Raw genomic sequence first — 14,784 nt, 5'->3', positions numbered from 1 at the left:
GGTGTTGAATTAGGGGATGAAAATTAAACAAAAAATCCCGTTTTGAACAAACAAAACGGGATTTTATTATGAATTACATTCGATCGGCTTTGTGTGTCTTTGACTTCGCTCAGACTGACAAAGCTGAATTATGCCAACATTGTAACTGGGCTTTCGATGTATTGTTTTAAAGTTTGTAAGAACTGAGCACCAGTTGCACCGTCAATTGTTCTGTGGTCGCAAGCCAATGATAACATCATGGTGTTTCCAACTACGATTTGACCGTTTTTAACTACTGGTTTCTCAACAATTGCACCTACAGAAAGGATTGCAGAGTTTGGTTGATTGATAATTGAATTAAATTCAGTAATACCAAACATTCCTAGGTTGGAAACTGTAAATGTGCTTCCTTCCATTTCTTGTGGTCCTAATTTTTTGTTTTTAGCTCTTCCAGCAAGATCTCTTACACTTCCGCCAATTTGAGATAAACTCATAGCATCTGTAAATTTCAATACAGGAACTACTAATCCGTCTTCAACCGCTACAGCAACACCAATATTTACGTGGTGGTTGATGATAATTGCATCTTCTTTCCAAGTAGAGTTGATTTTTGGGTGTTTTTTCAATGCTAACGCACAAGCTTTGATTACCATATCGTTGAATGATACTTTTGTATCTGGAACGCTATTGATAGCAGCTCTTGCCTGCATTGCTTCGTCCATGCTTACTTCAATCACTAAGTTGTAGTGAGGAGCAGTGAATAATGATTCAGATAAACGTTTAGCAATGATTTTACGCATTTGAGAGTTTTTGATCTCTTCTGTGTAAACTTCTCCTGCAGGAACAAATACTTTTGGTGCAGATGAAGGAGCAGCTTCTTGTTTAGCAGCAGGTGCTGAAGGAGCAGTTTGTGCTTGTGCAGATGGCGTAAAGTTTTCGATATCGCTTTTTACGATACGTCCGTTTTCACCAGAACCTTTAACTTGAGATAGTTGGATTCCTTTATCAGAAGCGATTTTTTTAGCTAATGGAGAAGCTAAAATTCTTCCGTTTGAAGTTTCAGCAACAGCTTCTGGTGCTTTTTCAGCAGCAGGAGCAGCTTTTTCTTCCGTTGCAGCAGGAGCACTTGCAGTTGAAGCGCCTCCAGCAGTATAGTTTTCAGCAATTCCAGAAATATCAGTTCCTGCAGGTCCTATGATCGCTAATAAGCTGTCAACAGGAGCAGTGCTTCCTTCTTGAATTCCTATGTATAATAATGTACCAGCATTGAAAGACTCAAACTCCATAGTAGCTTTGTCAGTTTCAATTTCCGCTAAAATATCGCCTTCAGCAACAGCATCGCCAACTTTTTTCAACCAAGTAGCTACGGTACCTTCAGTCATAGTATCACTCAAACGTGGCATAGTTACTACTACAACACCCTTTGGTAATTCAGTTGCTGCTTTTGCAGGAGCGGCAGTTTCAGTTTTTGCTTCGGCAGCAGGAGCATCCGCTTTTGGAGCTTCAGCAGCAGGAGCATCGCCACCGGCTAAAAGAGCAGAAATATCTTCTCCTTCGTTACCAATGATTGCTAATAATGAATCAACAGGGGCAGTTTCTCCAGCTTGAATTCCGATATGTAAAAGAGTTCCTTCGTTAAACGATTCGAACTCCATTGTTGCTTTGTCTGTTTCAATTTCAGCAAGGATATCTCCTTCGCTAACTTTGTCGCCTACTTTTTTTAACCAAGTCGCTACCGTTCCTTCCGTCATAGTATCGCTTAAGCGAGGCATTGTTACTTTAATCGCCATAATATATTATAATTTATGAGGTGTAAATGGATAGTCTTCTTGTGCGTATACTACATCGTATAATTGTTGTAAGTCTGGATATGGAGATTCTTCAGCGAATTTCGCACATTCTTCTACTAAGTCTTTAACTCTTTGGTCAATTACATCAATTTCTTCTTGTGTAGCATATTTTTGATCCAAGATTACATCAAGTACTTGAGTAATTGGGTCAATTTTTTTGTACTCTTCCACCTCTTCTTTTGAACGGTATAACTGTGCATCAGACATAGAGTGTCCTCTGTAACGGTATGTTTTCATTTCAAGGAAAGTTGGTCCGTCTCCACGACGAGCTCTTTCGATTGCTTCGTGCATAGCTTCAGCAACTTTTACAGGGTTCATTCCGTCAACTGGTCCGCAAGGCATTTCATAACCTAAACCTAATTTCCAGATGTCAGTGTGGTTTGCAGTTCTTTCTACAGAAGTTCCCATTGCATAACCGTTGTTTTCAACGATAAATACAACTGGTAATTTCCATAACATAGCCATGTTGAAAGCTTCGTGTAAAGAACCTTGTCTTGCAGCTCCATCACCAAAGTAGGTCATAGTAACTCCGCCAGTGTTGAAGTATTTATCTGCGAAAGCAATACCAGCTCCCACAGGAATTTGAGCACCTACAATTCCGTGTCCACCATAAAAACCGTGTTCTTTAGAGAAAATGTGCATCGAACCTCCCATGCCTTTAGAAGTTCCTGTTGCTTTTCCTAAAAGTTCAGCCATTACGTTTCTTGGATCAACCCCCATACCAATTGGTTGTACGTGGTTTCTGTAAGCAGTAATCATTTTATCTTTACTCAGGTCCATAGCGTGAAGAGCTCCCGCTAATACAGCTTCTTGGCCATTATATAGGTGTAAAAAACCTCTAACTTTTTGTTGAATGTATAATGCTGCAAGTTTGTCTTCAAACTTTCTCCAAAGTAGCATGTCTTCATACCACTTTAAATATACCTCTTTTGTAACTTCTTTCATCTGAATTCTTTCTTTTGCTAAAGTTGTTTGTGTTATCAATTGTTGCCTGTAACGCAAACTAGTTTCCTCCCACAAATTTGCGCCCGAAAGGTCGGGATGCAAAAATAAGACATTACATTTAAGAACTAAAATTTAAACGCTACTTTTTGGCTTTTTTTTACAAGAACTTTTTATCAAACATAAATGGGAGCAAATTTTTTAGGGATGCTGATTTGTAAACTTCACCAATTTCACCCATAAAATAAATTTCTATAGGGGTATCTTGCTTTATTTCGTATTCTGCAATTGACTGACGGCAAGAACCGCAAGGTGGAATAGGTGCTTTGGTTTGATTAGTATCTGAAGCTGCTGTGATAGCCATTTTAAGAATTTTGGATTCTGGATACATGCTTCCAGCGTAAAAAATGGCTGTTCTTTCTGCGCATAATCCTGAAGGATAGGCGGCGTTTTCCTGATTAGATCCTAAAATTACTTTCCCATTGTCTAGTAATAAAGCGGCTCCAACTTTAAATTGAGAATACGGAGCATACGCTTTTTTACGAATTTCAACAGCCTCGCTCATTAAATCCTGTATGTCTTGTGGAAGTTCATCTATGTTGTCATAAATAGTAAATGACGATGTGATGCTTATTTCTTTCATTTTTTTAGGGGAAAAAAAATCCAAATTCCTAAAGGATTAGAAATTTGGATTGTTATTATTTTTTATGTGTTTTCTTTAATAAGTCTCGTATTTGTCGCCAAAGTTAAAGGTTAAAGAGAAACGAAGTGTATTTTCTAAAGGATTTTTAACTTTTGATGCCGAGAATAAATACGAAACGTCTACTTTCATGATGTTATATTTAAATCCTGCTCCTAAAGAGAAAAATTGTTTTGCACCTTTCATTATACTTTCGTGATAATATCCTAATCGCATTGCAAATGAATCTTGGTACATGTATTCGGCAGCAGCACTATAAGTAACTTCTTTTAGTTCTTCACTGAAACCTCCCGGTGCATCTCCAAATGATTTGAAAATTCCTTGTACCCAGCCTGTATCTTTGTATTTTTTATAGTTGGCTGCATCAGCCTCTGATTGTGAAATATCTCCATCATCAGTAAAATCTCCATCTCCATTAGCGTCATAAGGAGTTCCAGGTCCCGGAGGAGTTGGAACTAAAAGTTTAGTAAGTTCTAAACTTACGCCTACCTTATTATAATCGTCTAAGATAAAATCAAATCCTCCGCCGACTCTTAAGTTGGCCGGAAGAAAGTTTGAGCTTAAGTCATCGTTATCATAACTGATTTTCGGACCTAAATTCTGAATGTTGAAACCACCTCTCCATCTTCCGTTGAAACTGCTGTAAGCAATTTCTTCTGATTGATAAAAACCAGCAATATCTACCGCAAATGAACTTGCAGCTGAAGCATCAACTTCTCCAGAAGGGATTTTTAAATTGGATCGGATATATCTGGCAGCAACAGCCATCGAGAATGTTTCGCTTAATTTTAGTGAATACGATCCGTCTAACGCTAATTCGTTTGGATTTACTTCTCTTGTTGCTTCGTTTGGATCTCCGGTTTCTCTTAATTCGATTCCTCCAAATCCAAAATAACGGAAGCTTCCTGCAAAGGCACTTCGGTCATTAATTTTGTTGTAATACGTTAACTGTCCTAACGAAATATCGTTGGCAAGATCAGTTAAGTAAGGAGTGTAACTGATTGAAAGTCCCTGCGCATCTTCGGCAAATGCGTATTTTGCAGGATTCCACTGTTGTGAAAAAACGTCTGATGAAGTTGCAACACCTTGGTCTCCTAAACCGGCGGCTCTCGCATCAGCTGCGACTAATAGAAATGGTACTCCTGTAGTAATCGGTCGCTCAATGTTTTGGGCCTTGGCGAAAGAAAAAACTAATAAACAAATTAGTAAAGGTGATATTTTTCTCATTTTTGGGACTAATGGTATTTATGTTACAAATATATATAATATTATAGAATGACAAGTTTTTCGTATTTTTCTGCTTTTTTATTTGTTAAATTCGATTTAACGGTAAGTTTATAAATATAAACTCCTTTACCAATCCGATCTCCAAAATCATCTTTTCCGTCCCATGTTATTTCTCGTGAAAGGAAACCTTCTGTGGTAATAATTTGATTTTTTGTCCATACTACTTTTCCGGTAATGGTCATAACCTGAACCTGAACATCTAAAGGTTCGTAAGGTCTGTTATGTGAAAACCAAAACTGCGTATAGGTCGAAAACGGATTTGGGTAATTAAGAACGTGTGTTAGTGTGAGCGCTTCATCGCCAACTACTATAAATTGAATTTCACTAGTCACAGGATTGTTATAAACATCCCACGCTGTAAAAGTTATGGTGTGAAGACCCGCAGCCAGATTTCGAAGAGGAAAGCGTAGATTACCATTGGTGTAATCATCCAGTTTTGTCTGATAATAATCGTTCAAAATGTACGGATTGCTTACGTCTCCATCTAAAACAGCTGTTATATCGTGACCTATTCCGCTGGCAGTATTTATACCGTTTTCATCTTCAAGAAATGCCAATAGAAAAGGGGAGGAATTGGTTATTCCGCCCGACACAAAAGTTTCATCATTCATATATAACTTCACTTTTGGACTTATATTGTCCTGAGGTGCATTTTCATTTATTCCTCCAATTTTTATAGTACTGTTGTAGCCAGATTGATTTTCTAAGGATTGGTTCTTTTTGGCATAGAAACTAATACGGCCGTTGTCAACCGGAATTCGGATATCTCTAGGTACAACAAAGCTAAATTCAAACTGACCGTTGGTTACAGAGGCATTTCCTCTGAAGATAGTCTCGCCAAGTGTTTTGAATGACATTGTAGGGCTATATCCATCATTGTTTAGGGTTGTAGAGGTGATCATTTTGTCGAAAATTGCGGTTGCAAGTTCTCCATTATAATTGCTTAAAAGCACATTGTTTTCATCTGTGATTTCTCCCGAAATTTTAATTTTTGCCAGTGATTTTAAATCTGGAATTGGCTGCGAAATCACAATATCGTTTACTTTCGTTAAATTAATTCGCGGTTTTGGAATTGCTAACATCAAAGCAGGATCTCCTATATATACTACAACGTTGCTTGATGAGCTCGGATTTTCGTTTTTAGAGATTCTAAGAGATTCGGCAATGCTGTTGTATTGGTTTGAGCCGTATGAAAGCAGGTTTTTGCTTAGGTTATCATTGAAATTTTCGGCATTAAACTGACCAATAGTACGAATTGTGGTTAACATGGAGATAGCGCCTCCTTTCGGATTCCAAAATGTATATTCTCCGGCTGTTGGTCTTGTTGGATCGTCAAATCTTGAAAATTCGCAGGTAATAGTTATGAATAAAGGGTATTTGTATTGATTATTCAGATTTTGGCCATCTGATTTTTCCCAGATTCGCTCGCTTGCCAATCCATCCTCGCCACCATGTCCTAAATAATTAAAAACTAAAGCTCCTTTTTCGAATGCTTCAAAAATATCTGTTCTGGCTTTAGGATAACGTGATCCGCCCGCAGATGCTTCTTGTGTATAAGAATCTAAAAGGATTTTCTCTACATTAAAAAAAGGTTTTTCTGTAGAAATTACATCGGCTAAGCTGTTTTGACGAGATTGCAGTGAAGCATCCGAACTTTGATCAGAGTCATCGCTGATTAAAACAAAATTGTTTCTCCAATTTCCGTGTGATTTAACATCGTGATATTCCAAAACTTTGTTGACCATTTCTTGGGCTTGTGCGTTATCTGAAACCAGCATTCGGCCTACTGCAATATCAATTCCGCCAAACGGATATGCTACAATTCCTTCATCAGCATCCATCAGTCCGAAGAAATCATCAGATGCAAACGACGCTTCTCCTGTTGAATTACTATTTAAGGACTGATATATAGGTACAATATTGGTGTTGTTTGAAATTCGGTTTTTATAATCATACGAAGCATCTCCAAATAAATTTACATATTTAATTCTTTTATCGGGAGAAGAAGCGTTGTCGTAAATGTATTTAATGAAGTTTCTAATAGCGGCAATGTCTTGTTTTCCAGAAGAAAATTCCTGATAGATGTTTTCTAAGGGAATAACTTTTACATTTAAATTTGAATTTGTACGATGAAAACCTGCTAATCTTTCTGCTTGGGAACTTAAAGATTTTGGCGTTATGATAACATAATCAATGTCTTGAAAGCTGTTTTGGTTGTTTCTAAAAATGGTTCCTTTAAGATTTTGATTGATAACTTTTGACTGGCTTTCTTTTAAAGGGGTGTAATAATCGGCGGGATCAATGGCTATGTATTTTCTAACTTCTCCTAAATTCGCCTTAAAACTAAACGATGCTTGATTAGTATTTTCTAGTTTCAATACATTATAAAGGTCTGTTATATCCCAAATTTGCGAAATACCTGTTGCATTCCCAATAGTATAATTAGCGATTCCGGTAACAGAACCTGCGTTGTTATATTGGAATTTAAATTGTTTTCCGGTTCCTAAAAGCTTGCGTTTGGCGGTCAGGTTAATGAAATCAAGATAGCCTTTCGATCCGGGCACACCGCTGTTATTGTAAACGAGTTTTATTTTTATATTGTCTGTTCCGGTAAATGTAGTATTTGCAGGAAGACTGGCATTAAAATATTTAATTTCTGAACTTGCTGACAGACTAGGAAAATTTAAAGTTCCGATGTTTTGCCCGTTTGCCGAAACAACAAATGAAGTCGTGGTAAACGCCGCCGAAGCTGCTGTTAATTCAATTTTTACCGGCATAGTAGTATCAAGATTTGGAAAGTTAAAAGAAAATTCCTGATCTTGGTTAATATCGAAAGCTTCACCAAGCCATTGACGTCCTAGATGAACCAGATTGTTTTGGTCTATTTCGTGATATTGATAGTCATCAAACGTGTTCAGCTCTAATGTACTGCTTCCTAAAGGCTGATTTAAATTCGAAATTCGTTTTCCATCATTTCCTGAAGCGGTGATATAATAATAGGATTTCGTGTCGTATAAGTTAATATTGGTTTGGTTTTCGGAACTCCAGTTTTCGATTCCTTCACCGTAAAACAAAATATAATCTTCATTGTTAAAAGTGCCGTCGCTTTCCCCAATAACCTGGATGGCATTTTCGGCTAAATCTTCAGGGTAATAAGCGTTGTTTGCTAATGGTAGCATTCGTCCGCCGTTTCCGTAGATTTTAATTTTTCTTGGATCGCTTTTGCTGGGATCAAATCCTAAACTTTGTAAAAACGAGCGCGAAATTTTATAAACCCCTGATTTTTCAATATAAAATCGATACCATTCTCCAGAAGCTAGAACGGAGTTTGAAATAACTGCAGCTTTTTGATAAGAAGATGAATTGTTGTTCCTAGCTGTTGAATTAGTGCTGATATTGTAGGAAAAAGATCGTATGCGTTTAAAGCTGTTTCCTTCTTTTATAATAGGATAAAGAAAAAGAAAAGATTGTTTGGAATCTCTTGAAATGGTTATTTGTATACTTTCGTTTGGTTTCTCAGGGATGTTTTCAGGTGCTAAATCTCCTAAATCTGTTCGTGAAACCGACTCGTAAATTACGTTGGAAATTTGCACTGAACTGCCGTTTGAAACGTTAGACTGATTCAGATTAAGGAGTAATGTTATGTTTTTTTTAGTAGTGTCGAAGCGAAAACTGTTTCCTGAAAAGTACGGAATAATGATTTTATTATCGCCGTAATTCATCTCTTTTTTATGCTGCCAATCGATCGTTAAGCTCCCATTTATCTGAGAAAAAGAGAGAATTGGGATTAATAATATACAGATAAAAAAGGTTTGTTTCATGGGTTGAAAAATCGAAATTTAATTAAAAAATAATTAGTAAGTAAAAATATAGTATTTCATGTTACAGTAAATAATAAAAAGTATATTTTTGCGTTCGTAACTATAGGTTATTTTCTGGTAAAAAACAGCTAAATAAAATTATGAGAACAGATGTTGCTAATTAAATGTTAATTATTATATTGCAGCACCTAAATTTATCACCTAAGAATGAGTATGAAAGTAAACAAAATTGTAGTCTTGCAATTAATGATGTCAATGGTATTGATGTTGGGCACGGCTAGTTGTAGCAAAAAATCGAGTTCCTCTCACGCTTCTAGAGCAACTGGCTGGGATGTAGACAGTCAGAATGGAACAGCTGCTAGAAATGCAGGAAAGAAACAACAGGCTGGTCCTGGATTAGTTTTTGTTGAAGGAGGTACGTTTACGATGGGTAAAGTACAGGATGATGTTATGCATGATTGGAATAACACACCAACTCAACAACACGTTCAGTCATTTTACATGGATGAAACTGAAGTTACGAACGGTATGTACTTAGAATACCTAGAGTGGTTAAAGAAAGTTTTTCCACCAACAGAAGAAAATTACAAGAATATTTACGAAGGAGCATCTCCTGATACATTAGTGTGGAGAAATCGTTTAGGGTATAATGAAACGATGACTAACAACTATTTAAGACATCCTTCTTATGCTAACTATCCAGTAGTTGGTGTTAACTGGATTCAGGCTGTTGAATTTAGTAAATGGAGAACAGACCGTGTAAACGAGGCTGTTTTAGAGAAAAACGGATATTTACAAAAAGGTGCTAAAACAAATGATGTGAATGCTGAAAATGCATTTAACACTGAAGCATATTTAATGTCTCCAAGTACATCACGTGGTGGAAGCGAAGAAATTGTATTAAAGAAAAATCCAGGTGGAAGAAAACCAAAAGCTGGAAAAGATGGTGTAGTTCCTGAAGCTCAAAATGTTTATGCACAGCGTTCTTCTGGTGTTATTTTACCAGAGTACAGACTTCCTACTGAAGCAGAATGGGAATATGCAGCTGCTGCTGATGTTGGACAAAGAGAATACAACATTTATAAAGGACAAAAGAAATATCCTTGGTCTGGAGATTATACTCGTTCAGCTAAACGTAAAAACAGAGGTGATCAATTGGCTAACTTTAAACAAGGAAATGGAGATTACGGTGGAATTGCAGGATGGTCTGATGATGGTGCCGATATTACAAACGCTGTGAAAAGCTATGCTCCAAATGATTTCGGATTATATGATATGGCAGGTAACGTTGCAGAATGGGTTGCTGACGTTTACAGACCAGTTATCGATAATGAAGCAAATGATTTCAACTATTTCAGAGGAAATCAATATGCTAAAAATAAAATTGGTAAAGACGGTAAAGTTGAAATCGTTACAACATCAAATATCAAATACGATACTTTAAGTAACGGTAAAGTTATTGCAAGAAACCTTCCTGGAGAAATCGCTCAGGTTCCGGTTGACGAGCAAGAAACGTATTTGAGACAAAACTTCAGCACTAGTGATAATATCAACTACAGAGATGGTGATAAACAATCTTCAAGATATTTTGACTTTGGTGATTCTGAATCAGGTCCAAAAGCAGATCAAACAATGTACAACTCTCCTAAACACAATGTTACAACTGACAGTTTAGGTAAGATGATTAGAAAATATGATAACTCTAGTAAACGTACTACTTTAATCGATGATAAAGTAAGAGTTTACAAAGGAGGTTCTTGGAGAGATAGAGCTTACTGGTTAGATCCAGCTCAAAGAAGATACTTCCCTCAAGATATGGCAACTGATTACATTGGTTTCAGATGTGCAATGTCTAGAGTAGGTGCTAAAACTGAAAGAAAGAAATCACCAAGAAATTAAGATTTAGAAATTTCATTTAAAAAATTCCAAATTCCAAAACTGTATAATTTCAGTTCGGAATTTGGAATTTTTTTATTGCTTTTTTCTATTTTTATGGTCTATAAAAATTTATTAAATGAATATTCAGGAAATTCATAAGTTGTTCTTACAATGTACATCACTTTCAATCGATACTCGTAAAATTGAAAAGGATTCTATGTTTTTTGCTATAAAAGGCGAAAATTTTGATGCCAATACTTTTGCTCAGCAGGCACTTGATTTGGGTGCGTTATATGTTATTATTGACAATAAATCATATTGGATAGACGAAAGAACTATTGTAGTTGAAAACAGCTTAGAAACCCTTCAGGAACTAGCTAAGTTTCACCGTGCTTATTTAAAACTTCCAATTGTAGCTTTAACAGGTAGTAACGGAAAAACAACAACCAAAGAACTTATAAATGTAGTTTTATCCCAAAAGTTTAAAACTAAAGCGACAATAGGAAACTTAAACAATCATATTGGCGTACCGCTTACATTACTTTCGTTTAACAGCGAAACAGAAATTGGTATTGTTGAAATGGGAGCTAATCATAAAAAAGAAATAGAATTTTTATGTGAAATTGCGCAGCCGGATTATGGTTATATTACCAATTTTGGAAAAGCGCACTTAGAAGGTTTCGGCGGAGTAGAAGGAGTAATCCAAGGAAAGAGTGAAATGTATCAGTATTTGTCAAAAAATGGCAAAACTGTTTTTGTAAATCTTGAAGATCCAATTCAGATTGAAAAATCAGCCGGGATACAATCTTTCACTTTTGGAATTAATAAAGAAAATGCAGATTTTAATATAAAAAGTATTGAAGCGAATCCTTTTGTGAAGATAAACTACAATAATTTTGTAGTTGAATCTCATTTAATAGGGCTTTATAATGCTAATAATATAAATGCTGCTGTTGCGATAGGAAAATACTTTAAGGTAGAAGATATGGCTATAAAAAACGCTATTGAAAACTATATTCCAGCCAATAACCGATCTCAATTATTGAAAAAAGGTTCTAATGAAATTATTTTAGATGCATACAATGCAAATCCTAGCAGTATGGCGGTTGCAATTACAAACTTTTTGCAATTAGAAAATCAAAATAAAATCATGATTCTGGGTGATATGTTTGAGCTTGGAGAAGAAAGTCATGCAGAGCATAAGGCAATTGTGAATTCTTTAAAAGGACAAGATAAATCGGTATGTTATTTAATTGGAAAATCTTTTTATGAGAATCAAGTATTTGGAGAAAATATAAAGTTTTTTGAAACATTTGATGCATTTGCAGCGTTCTTAAAAACAATTCATTTCAACGAAAATACAATTCTGATTAAAGGTTCTAGAGGAATGGCTTTGGAACGAACTTTAGAATACATTTCATAATAAAAAGCCATTCAAACGAATGGCTTTTTGTTTTTAAATACTCATCAAGAATCCGATTAAATTTTCTTTTTTGTTTAATCCAAGTTTCTTTCTCAAACGGTAACGTGCCAGCTCAACACCACCGGTTGAAATATTCATGATTTCAGCAATTTCCTTAGTTGACATATTCATCAATAAATAAGTTGATAAATCAAGCTCTCGAGGAGATATTGTTGGGTATTTTTCTTTTAAACGCTTTAGGAACTCAAAATGCACGTTTTTAATGTGTTTTTCTAAGTCTTTCCAGCTTTTGTCGGTATTTACTTCCTTTACAATACTTTTATTGAGTTTGCTTACTTGGAATTTTGTCGAATCATCAAGAGCTTCAATGTCGATTTCTTTAAGTTTATGAATGATTCCATTAAGAATCTTATTTTTCTTAACGACTTGTAGAGAATTATTTACTAACTCTTTATCTTTTGCTAAAATTTTAATCTGAAGCTTATCATTTTTCAATTTTTCAATCTCTTTTTCAAGATCGTATTGTTCTTGTCTAATTTTTGATTCCTTTTCCAGATAAAGTCTTCTTTGTTCGATAGTTTCGTAATACTTATTTTTTCTAATTTTCATTTTAATTCTATTCGAAATTCCATAAACCGCTATGATTAAAAGAATAAAATAAAGCATATATGCCAAAAAATGTCTGTACCATGGCGGAGAAATTGTAAATGATATTGTCGAAGCATCAGACTGCACACCATAACTGTTTCTTACCTTAACTTTCATGATATAATCGCCTTCGCGAAGATTTGTGTACTCTTTTATTGAAATGGTAGACCAATTGCTCCATTTTTCATCAAAAGGTTCTAATTGATACGAAAACTGTACATTTTCGAGGTTTTCATATGTGGGTGAAGAAAATGTAAAACGGACATGGTTAGAAGAATAAGGAATTCTGATATTCTCAATTTTGTTTTGATTATTTCCTAATGTTATAGTATCACCTGGAAAAGAAAAACTTCGAATAAAAGCTTTCGGTTTACCTCCAAAATTATTTAAAAGTTCAGCATCATAATGGGCAAGACCATCTGTTAAGCCAATAAAAATATTGTTTGTGTCAATAGTATTTACAGATAAATAATTGCTTACAAGGTTTCCTGTGAGATTTGAAAAAGGAGAAACAATATTTTTGTAGCCATTTTTGTCCTTCATTAAAACACCTAAAGATTCATCAAATGCATACCATAAATTAGACTGGCTGTCTTCGCTTAGTGCATTTATAACGGGAATATTTTTGAATAAACTGCTTAAGTGTTTGTCTTCATAAAACAATTCCTGTTCTGTTGAATATTTATAGAAATGATTATGAGTCTGAAAATAGATTTTTCCGTCAATTTTTTGAAGGCTTCCTATATTTTTATAGAAAGGAGTTAGTCTATCTATTTTTTTAATACTTGAAAATCTTGACAAATCTTCACTTAAAGTCATACGGTAAATAGATTCATCTTTTTTAAGCCATAAATATGAATTGTCAAGTTCAAAACTGTTAGATGATTTGTCAAATCCAGCAATTTGATTTTTGTACACCAAACCACTGCCAGTTTTTTCAAAAATGGCAAAACCATCATAATTAGAACCTATAAAAAATCCTGGGTGACTTGGTATTTTTTTGAATCCGAAATATCCCTTAGAGTCGATTACATGAGTTACTTTTCCTCCTTTTATAGAAAGTGCTCCTCTGTTATTGGCACAAATTAGTTCATTATCTATTACTTGTACATTCCATGACTGTGCGGTTGTTCCTTCTACAAGCTTAAAAACATCTTGTTTGAAATTGTTTTCCCATGAATGATAAAAAACACCTTGGTTGGTTGCAACATATAAATTTCCCTGATAAATAACAGAAGCATATACGGTACTAATATCATAACTAAATCCAAAATAAGTAAATGGAGAGCTTTGATTAACGTATGCGATACCGTTATCAAGTCCAAGCCATAAATTGTTTTTATTGTCAATAAATGAAGTTAAAACAGTATTGTTCTGTAATCCTTTCTTTCTATTTATGTGCTGAATGATTTTTCCGTTATAATCGCAGATGATAATTCCATCCAAAACCGAATTTAAAACAATGAATTTGTTGTTGATTATTACGCCTCCTAATGAATTATTTTTTTTGATGAAGTTATTGGCTTCAGTATTCCAAGGAGTAAGCGTATGGTTCTCGTATATAAAAAGTCCCTTTTCGAGTGTTACAATTAAAGTTTTGTCTTTGCCAATAGAATGCATGGCCCATATCTCGGTATTATTTAAGCTCTTAGTATTTGGTAAAGCGAAAAGCTTTCCGTTTCTGTATTCTAAAATTCCCTGATCTTCATCCTGAAAATATAATTTGTTATTTACAACGAATGAGAATTGAAAACGTCTTGGTGCTTTTAATATAGAAAGTTTGTTGTCTTTAAAAATATAAGCCCTTGCAAATGATTGAAAAATAGTCTGGTTGTCAATAGTGTGTATCTTCCAGATAAAGTCAATTATTTTGATTTTATTTTTATCAACTTTTTTGGCAAGTGAGGTGTACTGAAGTTTTCCTTTAGTATTAGGTTGGAAGTACCCAAATTCATTATATCCGCCTACGAAGATTTTTCCGGAGTTATCAATTTTTAAACATCTAACAGAGGTTAAATTAGGCAATGTATATTTTCGCCAAGATGCCCCATCAAACTGCAAAAGCCCATTATTGTTGGCAAAATATAGATTTCCGTTTTTGTCCTGTCCTATACTCCAGTTTTGAGTTCCTCCTTTATATTCGTTACGCTTGTAATTTCTTACATCTGGAAGTCCGATGTTTTTTACTTGTGCAAAAAAAGAAATTGTGAATAATGTAAAAAAAGTAATATAAAAATATGATATTGTTAATTTCAT

8 protein-coding genes are annotated in these 14,784 nt (G+C 34.9%); 2 read left to right on the top strand and 6 right to left on the bottom strand.

Going from position 1 to position 14,784, the window contains the following annotated elements; genetic code table 11:
* Positions 1-128 precede the first annotated feature (128 nt).
* From P2W75_RS02245 to porU, 5 genes are all read right to left on the bottom strand, one after another.
* Positions 129-1,769, bottom strand: coding sequence for a pyruvate dehydrogenase complex dihydrolipoamide acetyltransferase (locus P2W75_RS02245; RefSeq protein WP_276378742.1), 1,641 nt, complete (start codon positions 1,767-1,769; stop codon positions 129-131).
* Positions 1,770-1,775: 6 nt separating this feature from the next.
* Positions 1,776-2,774: a pyruvate dehydrogenase (acetyl-transferring) E1 component subunit alpha gene (pdhA, locus tag P2W75_RS02240; RefSeq protein WP_207297915.1), complete on the bottom strand. Its 999-nt coding sequence runs from the start codon at positions 2,772-2,774 to the stop codon at positions 1,776-1,778.
* Positions 2,775-2,931: 157 nt separating this feature from the next.
* Positions 2,932-3,414 (bottom strand): cytidine deaminase, encoded by a 483-nt coding sequence (gene cdd, locus P2W75_RS02235; protein WP_207297914.1) that lies wholly within the window; start codon positions 3,412-3,414, stop codon positions 2,932-2,934.
* Positions 3,415-3,489: 75 nt separating this feature from the next.
* Complete coding sequence (gene porV, locus P2W75_RS02230; RefSeq protein WP_207297913.1) at positions 3,490-4,698, bottom strand: type IX secretion system outer membrane channel protein PorV; 1,209 nt, start codon at positions 4,696-4,698, stop codon at positions 3,490-3,492.
* A gap of 41 nt (positions 4,699-4,739) precedes the next feature.
* Positions 4,740-8,579 (bottom strand): type IX secretion system sortase PorU, encoded by a 3,840-nt coding sequence (gene porU, locus P2W75_RS02225; RefSeq protein ID WP_276378741.1) that lies wholly within the window; start codon positions 8,577-8,579, stop codon positions 4,740-4,742.
* 213 nt (positions 8,580-8,792) lie between these two features.
* Here porU and gldJ point away from each other — a divergent pair, with 213 nt between their 5' ends.
* Both gldJ and murF read left to right on the top strand, forming a co-directional pair.
* Positions 8,793-10,478, top strand: coding sequence for a gliding motility lipoprotein GldJ (gldJ, locus tag P2W75_RS02220; protein WP_207298665.1), 1,686 nt, complete (start codon positions 8,793-8,795; stop codon positions 10,476-10,478).
* A gap of 115 nt (positions 10,479-10,593) precedes the next feature.
* Positions 10,594-11,880 (top strand): UDP-N-acetylmuramoyl-tripeptide--D-alanyl-D-alanine ligase, encoded by a 1,287-nt coding sequence (gene murF, locus P2W75_RS02215; RefSeq protein ID WP_276378740.1) that lies wholly within the window; start codon positions 10,594-10,596, stop codon positions 11,878-11,880.
* 33 nt (positions 11,881-11,913) lie between these two features.
* On the opposite strand, the gene P2W75_RS02210 is transcribed toward murF, so the two are convergent.
* Entirely contained in the window at positions 11,914-14,784 is a 2,871-nt protein-coding gene (locus P2W75_RS02210; protein WP_276378739.1) for a triple tyrosine motif-containing protein, read from the bottom strand.

This window comes from Flavobacterium sp. H4147 (assembly GCF_029360735.1).
GTDB classification, from domain to species: Bacteria; Bacteroidota; Bacteroidia; order Flavobacteriales; family Flavobacteriaceae; genus Flavobacterium; species Flavobacterium endoglycinae.
The sequence above is the reverse complement of the archived record's forward strand: the minus strand, read 5'-3'. Positions and strand labels throughout refer to the sequence as shown.